This window comes from Lentzea terrae, from assembly GCF_003265345.1.
Taxonomy (GTDB): domain Bacteria; phylum Actinomycetota; class Actinomycetes; order Mycobacteriales; family Pseudonocardiaceae; genus Lentzea; species Lentzea terrae.
In genome coordinates this window covers 25,897-38,762 of sequence record NZ_QFWW01000003.1, presented here as the reverse complement: position 1 = coordinate 38,762, position 12,866 = coordinate 25,897, and the positions used below count along the sequence as shown (strand labels likewise).

The window sequence follows — 12,866 nt, the reverse complement described above, 5'->3', positions numbered from 1 at the left end:
CCAGGAGTAGACGCTGAGCACCGAACTTCGGCTTCCCACACCGGCGCGCGTCGTCGTACTCGTCTCCGGTTCCGGAACCCTCATGCAGGCGTTGCTGGACGCCGACCTCCCGATCGAGGTGGTCGCGGTCGGCGCCGACCGCGCGAACATCGAGGGCCTCAAGCGCGCCGAACGTGCCGGGGTGCCGCACTTCGTCGTAAGGCTGCGCGACCACGCCGACCGCGCGGCCTGGGACGCGGCGCTCACCGAGGCGGTCGCGTCGTACGAGCCCGATCTGGTGGTGTCCGCCGGCTTCATGAAGATCATCGGCGAGCGGTTCCTGGCGCGCTTCGGCGGCCGGATGATCAACACTCACCCCGCGCTGCTGCCCGCGTTCGCCGGCGCGCACGGCGTGCGGGACGCGTTGGACTACGGCGTGCACGTCACCGGATCGACCGTGCACCTGGTCGACGCGGGCGTGGACACCGGCCCGATCCTCGCGCAGGAGGCAGTTGCCGTCGAACCCGGCGACACCGAAGAGACCCTGCACGAACGCATCAAGGTCGTCGAACGCCGGCTGCTCGTCGAGACGGTCGGCAGGCTGGCCCGCGAGGGCTGCACCGTGAACGGACGAAAGGTGAGCATTCCGTGAGCACTCCTGCCGAGAGGCGACCGGTACGCCGGGCCCTGATCGGGGTCTCCGACAAGGCCGGCCTGCTGGAACTGGCCACCGGCCTGCACGCGGCCGGAGTCGAGATCGTGTCCACCGGCGGCACCGCGAAGGTCCTCGCCGACGCGGGCGTCCCGGTGACGCCGGTCGAGCAGGTCACCGGGTTCCCCGAGTGCCTCGACGGCCGCGTCAAGACGCTGCACCCGCGTGTGCACGCCGGTCTGCTGGCCGACCTGCGCAAGGAGACGCACGTCCAGCAGCTGCGCGAGATGGACATCGCGCCGTTCGACCTGCTGGTCGTGAACCTGTACCCGTTCACGCAGACCGTCGCGTCCGGTGCCTCCCCCGACGACTGCGTCGAGCAGATCGACATCGGCGGCCCCGCGATGGTCCGCGCGTCGGCGAAGAACCACGCGAACGTCGCGGTCGTCGTCGACCCGGCGCGCTACGACTGGGTGCTGGAGAACGTCCGCGAGGGCGGCTTCACCCTGGCAGACCGGCAGCAGCTCGCGGCCCAGGCGTTCCGGCACACCGCCACCTACGACGTCGCCGTGGCGTCCTGGATCGGCAACGTGCTGGCCCCGGACGACGAGGGCAGCGGCTTCCCCGGCTGGGTCGGCGCGACCTGGAACCGGTCGAACGTCCTGCGCTACGGCGAGAACCCGCACCAGCACGCCGCGCTGTACACCCAGGGCGACGGCCGCGTGGGGCTGGCGTCGGCGCAGCAGTTGCACGGCAAGGAGATGTCGTACAACAACTTCCTCGACGGCGACGCCGCCTGGCGCGCCGCGTGGGACCACGAGCTGCCGTGCGTCGCGATCATCAAGCACGCCAACCCGTGCGGCATCGCGGTGTCCGAGGTGAGCATCGCGGACGCGCACCGCAAGGCGCACGAGTGCGACCCGGTCAGCGCGTTCGGCGGCATCATCGCGGCCAACCGCGAGGTCACCGTGGAGATGGCCGAGTTCGTCTCGGAGATCTTCACCGAGGTCGTCATCGCTCCGTCCTATGCGGACGGTGCGGTGGAGGTGTTGCAGCGCAAGAAGAACGTGCGCATCCTCGTGGCCGAGGCACCCCAGCGCGGTGGCGCCGAGATGCGCCCCGTGTCCGGTGGCCTGCTGCTGCAGCAGCGCGACGCCATCGACGCCGCCGGTGACTCGCCGGCCAACTGGACGCTGGCGTGCGGCAAGCCCGCGGACGAGAAGACGCTGGCGGACCTGGAGTTCGCGTGGCGCGCCATCCGTGCGGTGAAGTCGAACGCGATCCTGCTGGCGGACAACGGCGCCACCGTCGGTGTCGGCATGGGCCAGGTCAACCGCGTCGACTCGTCGCACCTCGCGGTGAAGCGCGCGGGTGAGCGGGCCAAGGGCGCGGTCGCGGCCTCGGACGCGTTCTTCCCGTTCCCGGACGGCCTCGAGGTGCTGCTGGAGGCCGGTGTGCGCGCGGTCGTGCAGCCCGGTGGTTCGGTGCGCGACCCCGAGGTGATCGCCAAGGCCGAGGAGCACGGCATCACCCTCTACCTCACGGGCACCCGCCACTTCGCCCACTGAACAACGATGAACGGCGCTTTTGTCCACCTCAGGTGCACAAAAGCGCCGTTCATCGTTTTCGGTCAGAGCTTGGCGACCATCTCTTCGGCCATGCCCTTGGCCGCGGCCTCGAACTCCGCGAAGTCCGGCTTCTTGTTGCTGAAGATGCCCGCGTCCCAGCCCGTGTAGTCGACCTCGACCACGCTGTCGCCCTTGCGCACGACGATCTTGATCTCCGTGAACGCCGACGTCGTCTCCCTCAGCACCCCGGTGGCCTGGTCGCCGAGGCCGTCGAACGGCCGCTCCTGGGCCGTGTCCTGGCGGAGGTTGATCTTGGCCTGCGACGCGAGCCGGTCGTACTCCTTCTGCGCGTCCTTCAGGTTGCTCGAGACGGTGATGTTGGTGGTGCGCTTGCCGCTGCCGTCGACGCCCTTGGTCTGGGTCCACGCGCAGGTGGTTCGGCTGCCGCTCGAGCCGTCGCGTTCGGACGAGCCACGCCCGTTCGGGTTCGTGGTGCGCGCCTTGGCGAGCGCGGCCTCGGAGATGTTGCCGCACACGGCGGGCAACTGGTCGGTGCGCTTGCTGGTGCCGCCGTCCTCGTTGGTGTCGAGGTAGACGAACAGCGCGACGAGGCCGCCGCCGAGCACCAGCAGGCCGACGACGATCATCACGATGATGATCGGTGCCTTGCTCTTCTTCGGCGGCTGCTGCTGCGGGTGGCCATAGCCCGGTTGGGGCTGTTGCCAGCCGCCAGGTGGTTGCTGCTGTTGCCAGCCCTGCGGCGGAAGCGGTTGCTGCTGCCAGCCGTGCGGGGGTGGTTGGTTCACCGGCGTTCCCCTCGACTTTCCGGGTGATCCGGCCACCGTAGATGACCTTGTGGGCCGCCGTGGGTCTGTCCCCCAAAAGAGTGACGCTCTGGCATTGACACGGGGGTGCGCAGGCGCGCTACGATCATCTCGTTCGTTCGAACAGGAGTTCGAATAAGCAAGTCGCCGAACTTCCCGCGGCGGCCGTGCACAGGGGTGCGCACGGTCCGAGACGGGAGGTGGGTGGAGTGTCCAGGTCGGCAACGGCGTCGTTGGCCGAGCTCGGGGTGAACCCGGCCAGCGAGCTGACCAGTACCACCACCGACCACGCCACGGGGCGGGTTCTGCCGGTTCGCGGGGAGCTGGCGGGCCTGCTGCCGTGGGGCGGCTTGCGGCGAGGCAGCACGGTGTCGGTGGGCGGATCGACATCGTTGCTGCTCGCCCTGCTCGCCGGCGCGACCGCGGACGGCTGCTGGGCCGCCGTGGTCGGGCTGCCGCAGGTGGGCGTGCTGGCCGCGGCCGAGCTCGGGGTCTCGGTGCAGCGGCTGGCACTCGTCCCACGTCCCGGCGCCGATCCCGGCCCGGTCATCGCGGCCCTGCTCGACGGCATCGACCTGGTGGCCGTCGCCTGTCCACTGCCTCCGTCACTGGCCCGCCGCCTCACCGCCCGCGCCCGCCAACGCCGTGCCGTGCTGATCGCCTTCGGTTCCTGGCCATCGGCCGACGTGGAGCTGACCGCGGAGTCCGTGCGCTGGAACCAGCTCGACGACGGTGCGGAAACGTTGCGGCGCCAGGAGATCAGCGTGCGCAGCGGTGGCCGCGGCTCGGCGGGCAAGCCGAAGCACGTGCTGTTGACGTTCGGGGAAGAAGAAATCGAGCTCCCGCTGGTGGCCGGCGAGCCGTCCGGGTCCGACGAGCCGGCTGATGCCGGTCCGGACCTGCCCGACGAGCTGGCCTCCAGGCGGGCTACAACCCGGGGTCGTCCTGCGTGAAGGACTCCCGTCTCCTCGCGGTCTGGTGCCCTGATTGGCCCGTCGTCGCCGCCTGCACCGCCTCCGGCACCAGCCAGCACGTGCCGGTGGCGGTCCTCGACGGCAACGAGATCGTGGCCACCTCGGCCGTCGCACGCGCCGAGGGCCTCCGCAGAGCCATGCGCAAACGCATGGCCGAGTCGATGTGCCCGGAGCTGGTCACCTTCGACCACGACCCGCAGCGCGACGCCAGGTTCTTCGAGCCGGTCGCGGAGGCCGTAGAGGAGCTGGCACCCGGCATCGAGGTCGTGCAACCGGGCCTGGTCGCGGTGCCGGCCCGCGGTCCGGTCGGCTACTTCTCCTCCGCCGAGCAGGCAGCCGAACGCATCGTCGACCACATCGCTCAGCAGACCGGCACCGAAGCTCAGGTGGGCGTGGCCGACAGCCTCTTCGCCGCCACGAAAGCCGCGCACCGCAACGTGATCGTCCCGCCGAACCAGACCGCGGAGTTCCTGCGGCCACTGGGCGTGCACGAGCTCGACGCCCCGGAGCTGGTCGACCTGCTGCGCAGGCTCGGCCTGAAGACGCTGGGCGCGTTCGCGGACGTCCCGGAGAACGCGGTGGCGTCACGGTTCGGCGGCCCGGCCACGCGACAGCACCGCCTGGCCCGCGGCCTGCCGGAACGTCCGCTCGACAAGCGCAAGCCCGCTCCGGAGCTGGCCGTCACGGAGACCTTCGACGATCCGGTCGACCGGATCGACTCGGCCGCGTTCGCCGCGAAGATCCTCTCGGAACGGCTGCACGAGAACCTCGCGAACCGCAGCCTCGCGTGCACGAGGCTCGGCATCCACGCCCGCACCGAGCACGACGAGGAGCTGCACCGGGTGTGGCGGGCCGCGGAACCGTTGACCCCGCGGGGAATCGCGGACCGCGTGCGCTGGCAGCTCGACGGCTGGCTCACCCGCGAACGCCTCACCTCCGGGATCAGGACGCTCACGCTCGAACCGGTCGAGGTCGTCAACGGCACCGCGCTCCAGCTCGGTTTGTGGGGCCACGACGACGAACGCGCGGTGCGTGCCCTCCTGCACGTCCAGGGTCTGCTCGGCCCGGACGGCGTGCTCACCCCGGTGCTCGACGGCGGCAGAGGACCGAAGGAGCAGGTCAGGCTCGTGCCGTGGGGCGACGAACGGGTGCCGGTGCGCAACCCCGACCACCCGTGGCCCGGCCGGCTCACCAGAGCGCCCGCGACGCTCGCGGACGATCCGGCCGTGCTGAAAGACGCGGACGGCAACGAGGTCGGCGTGACCGGTCGTCTCGAGCTCACCGCGCGGCCCAAAAGCCTTGCCGTCAACGGAAGAACGCAGGAGGTGACGGCGTGGGCCGGACCGTGGCCGGTCGACGAGCGGTGGTGGGCGCCGGACTCGCACCGGGCCGCGCGCATCCAGGTGCAGACGCCGGACCAGGCGTTCCTGCTGATCCGCAGGGACCAGAGGTGGTTTCTGGAAGGGGTGTACGACTGATGCACGACGACCAGTACTGGGATCTGCTGGAGAGCCTGATCCCGTTGCCGCGCAAAGGTTGCTGATGGGCTGGAATAACCCGCCGGTCCGCTGGAAGGAGCTGGAACGCGCTCTTTCCGGCAAGCCGTACGAGCAGAAACCCGACGGTGGCGACGGTCCGGGGTGGTCACGCCACCGCGACCGGTACACCGCGCCGCCGGGTTTCGAGCTGCGCGTGGACGAGGCCGCGGTCACCCGCAAGCGCGTGCCGTACGCGGAGCTGCACTGCCACTCCAACTTCAGCTGGCTCGACGGCGCGAGCCACCCGGAGGAGCTCGTCGAGGAGGCGCAACGGCTCAAGCTCGACGCCATCGCGATCACCGACCACGACGGCATGTACGGCGTGGTGCGGTTCGCCGAGGCCGCGAAGGAGCTCGGGATGCACACGGTGTTCGGCGCCGAGCTCAGCATCGGGCTCAGCAAGCCGGCCAACGGTGAACCCGATCCCGAGGGTGATCACCTGCTTCTCCTTGCACGCCAACAGGAGGGCTACCACCGGTTGTGCCGCACGCTCACCACCGGCCATCTCGACGACGGCGCGGAGAAGGGTAAACCCGTCTACGACCTCGACCAGCTCGTCGAGGACACTCGCGGTGAGGTCGTGGTGCTGACGGGCTGCCGCAAGGGAACCGTCCGCAGGGCGCTCGTGCGGGAGGGGCCAGCGGCGGCGTACCGGGAGATCGTCCGGCTCACCGACCTGTTCGGCACGGGACGCGTCCACGTCGAGCTGACCGACCACGGCCTGCCGGAGGACAGCAGGCGCAACGACCTTCTCTTCAAGATGGCACAGGACCTCAAACTTCCGGTCGTGGCGACGAATGCGGTGCACTACGCCACCGCGAGCCGAGGCCGGTTGGCTGCCGCGATGGCCGCGGTCAGAGCTCGCAGCAGCCTCGACGACATGGCGGGCTGGCTGCCGCCGTCGCCCGCCGCGTTCCTGCGCAGCGGCGAGGAGATGTGGCACCGGTTCCGCCGTTACCCCGGCGCTGTGCACAACGCCGCGTTGCTCGGCATGCAGCTGGCGTTCGACCTGAGGCTGGTCGCGCCGCAGCTGCCGCCGTTCGACGTGCCGCAGGGCCACACCGAGAACAGTTGGTTGCGCAAGCTCACCTACGAGGGCGCGCGGCACAGGTACGGCGACCACAACGAGAAGGCGTTCCAGCAGATCGAGCACGAGCTGAAGATCATCGAACAGCTCGGCTTCCCCGGCTACTTCCTGGTCGTGCAGGACATCGTGAACTTCTGCAAGCGCAACGACATCCTCTGCCAGGGCCGGGGTTCCGCGGCGAACTCCGCGGTGTGCTTCGCGCTCGGCATCACCAACGTCGACGCGGTCCGCTTCGACCTGCTCTTCGAACGCTTCCTCGCGCCCGCCCGCGACGGCCCTCCCGACATCGACGTCGACATCGAGTCCGACCGGCGCGAGGAAGTGATCCAGTACGTCTACGAGAAGTACGGCCGGCGCCACGCCGCTCAGGTCGCGAACGTCATCACCTACCGCGCCCGGTCCGCCGTGCGCGACATGGCCCGTGCTCTCGGCCACTCGCCGGGCCAGCAGGACGCGTGGAGCAAGCAGATCGACAGGTGGGGCCCGCTCAGCACCACCACCGACGACTGCGACATCCCGCGCAACGTGCTGGAACTGTCCGCGCAGCTGGAGAACTTCCCGCGGCACCTGGGCATCCACTCCGGCGGCATGGTGATCTGCCACCGCCCGGTCAGCGAGGTGTGCCCGGTGGAGAAGGCGCGCATGCCGAACCGCACGGTGCTCCAGTGGGACAAGGACGACTGCGCCTCGATCGGCCTGGTGAAGTTCGACCTGCTCGGCCTCGGCATGCTCTCCGCGCTGCACTACGCCATCGACCTCGTCCGCGACCACGAGGGCGTCGAGGTCGACATGGGTGGGGTCGACCTGGCAGATCAACGTGTCTACGAGATGTTGCAGAAGGCCGACTCCGTTGGCGTCTTCCAGGTGGAGAGCCGCGCGCAGATGGCGACGTTGCCGCGCCTGAAGCCGCGCGAGTTCTACGACCTCGTGGTCGAGGTGGCGTTGATCAGGCCGGGCCCGATCCAGGGCGGCTCGGTGCACCCGTACATCCGGCGCCGCAACGAGGTCGAGAAGTGGGACTACGACCATCCGTTGCTGGAGAACGCTTTGAAGAAGACCTACGGCGTTCCGTTGTTCCAGGAACAGCTGATGCAGATCGCGGTCGACGTGGCCGGCTTCACCGCCGCCGAGGCCGACGAGCTGCGCAGGGCCATGGGCGCCAAGCGTTCGACGGCCCGTATGGAACGTCTGCGCGACCGCTTCTACGAGGGCTGTCGTGCTCAGGGCATCGGCGAGGAGCTGGCCGGCCGCATCTACGCGAAGCTGCTGGCGTTCGCGAACTTCGGCTTCCCCGAGTCGCACGCCCTGTCCTTCGCGCACCTGGTGTTCGTGAGCGCCTGGTTCAAGCTCTACTACCCGGCGGCGTTCTGCGCGGCCCTGCTCCGCGCCCAGCCGATGGGCTTCTACTCCCCGCAGTCCCTGGTGGCCGACGCCCGCCGTCACGGCGTCACGGTGCACGGTCCGTGCGTGAACTCGTCGTTGCCGTACGCGAGCTTGGAACCCTTCGAGGGCGCCAACGCCGTCCGCATCGGACTGGAGGCGGTGCGCGGGATCGGCACCGCCGATGCTGAGCGAATCGTTGCGGCACAACCGTTCCATGACATGGAGGACTTCGGCTCACGCGTGCAGCTGACGACGGCCCAGGTGGAAGCCCTGGCCACCGCCGGTGCTTTTTCTTGTTTTGGTCTGGCACGCCGGGAAGCGCTGTGGGCAGCCGGTGCCGTCGCCGCCATCCGGCCCGATCGCCTGCCCGGCACCACGGTCGGTGTCGACGCGCCTTCGTTGCCGGGCATGGACGACGTCGAGCTGGCGGTGGCGGACGTCTGGGCCACGGGCCTGTCGCCGGACAGCTTCCCGACCCAGTTCGTGCGGTCCAAGTTGGACTCGATGGGCGCCCTGCCCGCCGCCGCGCTGTCCTCCGTTCCGCCTGGAACTCGGGTGCTCATCGGCGGTGCGGTGACCCACCGGCAACGGCCGGCGACGGCGGGCGGGGTCACGTTCCTCAACATCGAGGACGAGACCGGGATGGTGAACGTCGTGTGCTCGCAAGGGTTGTGGGCGCGCTACCGCCGGGTGGCACGCAGCAGCGGGGCGATGCTCGTGCGGGGCGTGGTCGAGTCGGCGGAGGGAGTGGTCAGCCTGATGGCGGACCGGTTGCAGCATCTCGACCTGCGCATCCCGTCTCGGTCCCGCGACTTCAGGTGAGCCGGCTGGCATCCTCAGTCCGCGCGTTCCTCCCAGATGCTCAGCTGCACCCGCCTTCCGGTCAGCTCCTCCAGTTCGCCGCGGATCTGGTCGGCCTCCTCGCCGCGCCGACCGGCCAGCAGGACCGGCCTGGTGGCGCGGATGCCGACCCGCAGCTGATCCGCGCCTCTGTCGATCTCCACCGCCGACACCCCGACCGCCCGGTCCACACCCCGCTGCACCGCACCGCGGATCGCGGCGTCCTCCGCGGCTTCTGCCTCGGCGCGCAACTCCTGGTTCGTCACCAGCTCCGACCCGGCGGTCAACCCGGCCACCTCGATCTGGTCCACCAGCAGTCGGCCTGCCATCTCCCGGCGGCCCTGCTCATCGGCAGCGGCGTATGCCCGACCAGCTTCGGCGGTCAGCTCCAGATCCACATGCGAATTCAGGTACACCCGCACCACGACGGGCGGCTGCCCGGCGATCACCATCCGGCGGGCCTCGGTGTACTTCTCCCCGGTCGCGGCCATCCGGGCCCGGACCTGCTTCTTGAACGCGCTGTCGTCAGTCACGCCATGTTCCTCGCGGCGATGCTGCCCCGCGCCCTGATCGCCTGGCTCGGCGTTGACCGAAACTCACCGACAGCGCGAACCAGCGGCCCTTGTCCTCACAGCCACCGCGGACGCGGGCCGCGGACAGCTCGGAGTGCGGCAGGCGCTCCTGCCTGCATCGAGACTACGCGCGCCGACCACCCATTTTCGAGAAGGAGCCTTGGTGTTGTGCCCTGGGGCCAGCATCAGGGGAGAACCGGTGGACATCCCCATGGAGCAGAGCCCGTGGCCACGTGATCGTGGAGGCATGGGGACAACTACGCGAAAACTGCTGGCCGTCAGCACCGTCGTGCTGGCCTGCGTGCCTTTGACGGCAGCCGCCACGAACACCTCGACGCTCCAACGCGACGTGAACGCCTTGTACGCCACCGGCGCCACCGGTGTGCTCGCCGAAGTCAGCGGAACCGCGCGGGCACGTGCGGGTGCCGTCCCGTGGGACGCCAAGCACCGGATCGCGAGCACCACCAAGGCGTTCGTCGCGACCGTCGTCCTGCAACTGGCCGGCGAAGGCAAGATCGGTCTCGACGACGAGGTGGACCAGTGGCTGCCGGGACTCGTGGCGGCGAACGGCAACGACGGCAAGAAGATCACTGTGCGCCAGCTGCTCGGGCACAAGAGCGGCCTGCCCGACTACCTCGACGACCACCCGCTGGAAAAGGCCACCACGCCGGAGGAGTTCAGGCGGGAACGGTTCCGCGCCTACCGCCCCGAGCAGCTCGTCGCCATGGCCCTGCAGCACCCGCCCGTGTTCCAGCCGGAGGAGGACAAGTGGGCCTACTCCAACACCAACTACGTCCTCGCCGAGATGATCATCGAGCAGGCCACGGGCGCACCGTGGCAGCAGGCCGTCCACGAACGCATCGTCGAACCGTTGGGGCTGAAGGACACCATCCTCACCGGCACGTCCGCCTACCTGCCGTCACCGCGGCTCGCACCCCACAAACGCTTGCAGCCGGGCGGCCCGCAGGTCGACGTCTCCACCTACGTGGCAGGCCACGGTGACGCCTCCATCATCAGCACGACGAGTGACGTCAACCGCTTCTTCCGCGCGCTGCTGGGCGGTCGGCTGCTGAAGCCGGCGCAGCTGGCGGAGATGCAGAAGACCACGCCCGCCGAGCAGTACAAGCCCGTCTGGGACGAGCCGGGCTACGGGCTGGGACTGATGAAGCGCACCACGTCCTGCGGCGAGGTGGTCTGGTTCCACGGTGGTGGGTTCCTGAACGCCATCACCGACAACGCCGTCACGGCGGACGGCCACCATGCCGTCACGGTGCTGATCGCCAGTGCGGTGGAACCGGGTCAGGTCCCGATCGCGCAGTACAAGGCGTCTGCGGCGTTGATCGACCACGCGCTGTGCGGTGATCGGTGAGTGGCTCCTCAGGGAGTCGAACCCCGTCCTCCGGATCTTCACCCCGGTGCTCTGCCAGTTGAGCTAAAGAGCCTGGCGCGCCTCACCAAAGAGGCGCTTCGTCGGATGCCCGCGAGTCGAACGCGGTGTGTCCTCATCCCAAATGAGGCGGGTTGCCGTCTCCCTCGCATCCGGTAGCGCTCACGACGGGACTCGAACCCGCGAATCGCCGCATCGACAATGCGGTGCCCTAGCCACTGGGCCACGTGAGCTTCGTACCCCTGCCAGGAGTCGAACCTGGACTTCGGCGTTCGTAGTGCCGCGCTCTCTCCATTGAGCTACAAGGGCGAAATAAATGCGCAGAAAATGAAGGAGCCGCCCTGATCGGTTTCCCGACGGGCGGCTCCCTGGGTGGCCTACGTCAAGCCACTACAAGGAGCTCACCTGCGAAAACGGTCGCGGATCGAACGGTCGTGACACGCGCACGAAGCTGACGCCGCTAAAGCGTCGGAGCTGCTGCTGGCGAGTCATGACGTTCCCCTTCGACTTGGTGTGCTCCAAGTATTACGGGCACCTGCGGCACCCGTCAATCATTTTTAAGCGCGCTCGTAAGTCAGGAACGAAACGCCGCTCTCGAACAACTGCGCATCCGTGCGCTTGAACGTGGTGATGTCGACCTTCCCGTCGAACACCGGGATCCCGCGGCCGAACACGACCGGGTGGATCTTGAAGAGCAGCTTGTCGATCAACGGCAGCAGCTCGGCGGCCAGCTTGCCTCCGCCGCACAGCCAGATGTCCAGGCCGTCCTCTTCCTTCAGTTCGCGCACGCGGCCGACGACGTCCTCGCGAATCACCTCGACGTCGTCCGGGGTGTCGGTCACCGACGACGACACCACGAACTGCCGCAGGTGCGCGTACGGCGACGGCAGGCCGCCCGGCACCTGGTAGGTGTTGCGGCCCATCAGCACCGTGTCGAAGTTCGGGTTCGGTGCATCGGCAAGACCCACCGCCTCCCGGAACGCGGTCGGCACCGTGTCCGGGTACACGGCGTTGATGCCGGCCATGTGGTCGCCTTCGAAGATGAACCCGTCGAAGGTTCCGTCCTCGGCCGCGATGAACCCGTCCAGCGTCACTGCCACGTAGTAGACGAGCTTTCGCATGCAGATCATTCCCCTCAGTGTCTTGAACCACGACAACTGTAGTACTATGGCTGTAGTGGTTGTCAAGGAGGGATCGTGGTCCGGAACGAGGCAAGGCGAACCGCCCTGTTGGACGCGGCGATCGACGTCCTGGCGGAGGAGGGCGCGCGGGGGCTGACGTACCGCGCGATCGACGCCAAGGCAAAAGTCCCCGCAGGCACGGCGTCGAACTACTTCGCGAGCCGCGACGACCTGATGTCGGAGGTGGCGAAGCGGGTCACCGAGCGGCTCATGCCCTCAGCGGAGTCGATCGCGGAGTCGCTGGCCATGCCGCGCGACCAGGCGCTGAGCGTCAAGTTCATGCACGACATCGTCAAACGGGCGGACGCCGACAAGGCCTCCTACCTGGCGATGATGGAGCTGCGGCTCGAAGCCACGCGCAGGCCGGACCTGCGCACCGCGCTCACCAAGACGGTCGCCGACAACCTCGAGTTCAACATCGCGTTCAACGAGGACTCGAAGCTGCCGGGCGACCGGATGACCGTCCTGCTCATGTACTTCGGCATGACGGGGTTGATCTACGAACGGCTCACGCTGCCGGATGTCACCGAGCCGATGGACCTCGACGAGCTCATCGAGGTCCTCGTCGACCGCGCCATCGGCCCGAACTAACGACTCAGCGGGCCGCCGGTGATCGTCAAAGCGACGGCGATCACCACGATGCCGAGCGTGGAGTAGAGGAACGCGTCCATGCCACGGCCGCGGATCTTGATCAGACCGGCCTGCTCGTCGGTCACCAGGATCCGCAGCACTGCCGCCACCAGCAGCGACACGCCGAGCAGCACGGCGCCCTGCCGCCAGTGGTACTGGAAGATCCGCACGAGCCCGAGCACGCCGACCCCGAGCACCAGCGCGAACGGCAGGTGCTTGCCCGGTCCCGACCGCCAGCGCTGTTCCGGCAT

11 protein-coding genes and 3 tRNA genes are annotated in these 12,866 nt (G+C 68.9%); 7 read left to right on the top strand and 7 right to left on the bottom strand.

The genetic code is table 11. The features are described from left to right. Positions 1 to 13 precede the first annotated feature (13 nt). Together purN and purH are read left to right on the top strand one after the other, a co-directional pair. On the top strand, positions 14 to 631 hold the full coding sequence (gene purN / locus DI276_RS05850) for a phosphoribosylglycinamide formyltransferase (protein ID WP_112262263.1): 618 nt from the start codon (positions 14 to 16) through the stop codon (positions 629 to 631). Then, positions 628 to 2,199, top strand: coding sequence for a bifunctional phosphoribosylaminoimidazolecarboxamide formyltransferase/IMP cyclohydrolase (gene purH / locus DI276_RS05845; protein ID WP_112262262.1), 1,572 nt, complete (start codon positions 628 to 630; stop codon positions 2,197 to 2,199). The genes purN and purH overlap by 4 nt, the downstream gene beginning before the upstream one ends. A gap of 62 nt (positions 2,200 to 2,261) precedes the next feature. On the opposite strand, the gene DI276_RS05840 is transcribed toward purH, so the two are convergent. After that, the gene (locus tag DI276_RS05840; protein WP_112262261.1) at positions 2,262 to 3,005 is read right to left on the bottom strand and encodes a hypothetical protein; all 744 of its coding nucleotides are present in this window, start codon (positions 3,003 to 3,005) and stop codon (positions 2,262 to 2,264) included. A 227-nt stretch (positions 3,006 to 3,232) separates the two neighbouring features. Between DI276_RS05840 and DI276_RS05835 the strand changes: the two genes are divergently transcribed. The 3 genes from DI276_RS05835 to DI276_RS05825 all read left to right on the top strand — a co-directional run bounded on the left by DI276_RS05835 (position 3,233) and on the right by DI276_RS05825 (position 8,827). Further along, a complete protein-coding gene (locus DI276_RS05835; RefSeq protein WP_232836480.1) occupies positions 3,233 to 3,976 on the top strand; it encodes a hypothetical protein in 744 nt (247 codons plus the stop codon). Next, the gene (locus DI276_RS05830) at positions 3,973 to 5,475 is read left to right on the top strand and encodes a DNA polymerase Y family protein (protein ID WP_112262260.1); all 1,503 of its coding nucleotides are present in this window, start codon (positions 3,973 to 3,975) and stop codon (positions 5,473 to 5,475) included. Before DI276_RS05835 ends, DI276_RS05830 begins: the two co-directional genes overlap by 4 nt. Positions 5,476 to 5,539: 64 nt before the next feature. Further along, on the top strand, positions 5,540 to 8,827 hold the full coding sequence (locus DI276_RS05825; RefSeq protein WP_112262259.1) for an error-prone DNA polymerase: 3,288 nt from the start codon (positions 5,540 to 5,542) through the stop codon (positions 8,825 to 8,827). A 14-nt stretch (positions 8,828 to 8,841) separates the two neighbouring features. Here the strand turns inward: DI276_RS05825 and DI276_RS05820 are convergent, their stop codons facing one another. Continuing rightward, positions 8,842 to 9,378, bottom strand: coding sequence for a KH domain-containing protein (locus DI276_RS05820; RefSeq protein WP_112262258.1), 537 nt, complete (start codon positions 9,376 to 9,378; stop codon positions 8,842 to 8,844). Between the two features lie 286 nt (positions 9,379 to 9,664). Here DI276_RS05820 and DI276_RS05815 point away from each other — a divergent pair, with 286 nt between their 5' ends. Continuing rightward, positions 9,665 to 10,786: a serine hydrolase domain-containing protein gene (locus DI276_RS05815; protein WP_157984540.1), complete on the top strand. Its 1,122-nt coding sequence runs from the start codon at positions 9,665 to 9,667 to the stop codon at positions 10,784 to 10,786. A gap of 1 nt (position 10,787) precedes the next feature. Here the strand turns inward: DI276_RS05815 and DI276_RS05810 are convergent. From DI276_RS05810 to DI276_RS05795, 4 genes are all read right to left on the bottom strand, one after another. After that, positions 10,788 to 10,859, bottom strand: a tRNA-Phe gene (locus tag DI276_RS05810). A gap of 104 nt (positions 10,860 to 10,963) precedes the next feature. Next, positions 10,964 to 11,037: transfer RNA gene (locus DI276_RS05805), tRNA-Asp, on the bottom strand. Positions 11,038 to 11,041: 4 nt separating this feature from the next. Then, positions 11,042 to 11,113 (bottom strand) — tRNA-Arg (locus tag DI276_RS05800). A 248-nt stretch (positions 11,114 to 11,361) separates the two neighbouring features. Continuing rightward, positions 11,362 to 11,934, bottom strand: a complete 573-nt coding sequence (locus tag DI276_RS05795; protein ID WP_332874614.1) for a dihydrofolate reductase family protein — start codon at positions 11,932 to 11,934, stop codon at positions 11,362 to 11,364. A 66-nt stretch (positions 11,935 to 12,000) separates the two neighbouring features. On the opposite strand from DI276_RS05795, the gene DI276_RS05790 reads away from it, so the two are divergent. Further along, a complete protein-coding gene (locus tag DI276_RS05790) occupies positions 12,001 to 12,576 on the top strand; it encodes a TetR/AcrR family transcriptional regulator (protein WP_112262256.1) in 576 nt (191 codons plus the stop codon). Here the strand turns inward: DI276_RS05790 and DI276_RS05785 are convergent. After that, positions 12,573 to 12,866, bottom strand: coding sequence for a DUF3017 domain-containing protein (locus tag DI276_RS05785; protein ID WP_112262406.1), 294 nt, complete (start codon positions 12,864 to 12,866; stop codon positions 12,573 to 12,575). The genes DI276_RS05790 and DI276_RS05785 overlap by 4 nt on opposite strands.

Excerpts from the sequence above, each read along its gene's own strand:
- DI276_RS05785 (WP_112262406.1), bottom strand. The coding sequence starts at position 12,866 with ATGCCGGAACAGCGCTGGCGGTCGGGACCGGGCAAGCACCTGCCGTTC.
- DI276_RS05795 (WP_332874614.1), bottom strand. The coding sequence starts at position 11,934 with ATGATCTGCATGCGAAAGCTCGTCTACTACGTGGCAGTGACGCTGGAC.
- DI276_RS05825 (WP_112262259.1), top strand. The coding sequence starts at position 5,540 with ATGGGCTGGAATAACCCGCCGGTCCGCTGGAAGGAGCTGGAACGCGCT.
- DI276_RS05815 (WP_157984540.1), top strand. The coding sequence starts at position 9,665 with ATGGGGACAACTACGCGAAAACTGCTGGCCGTCAGCACCGTCGTGCTG.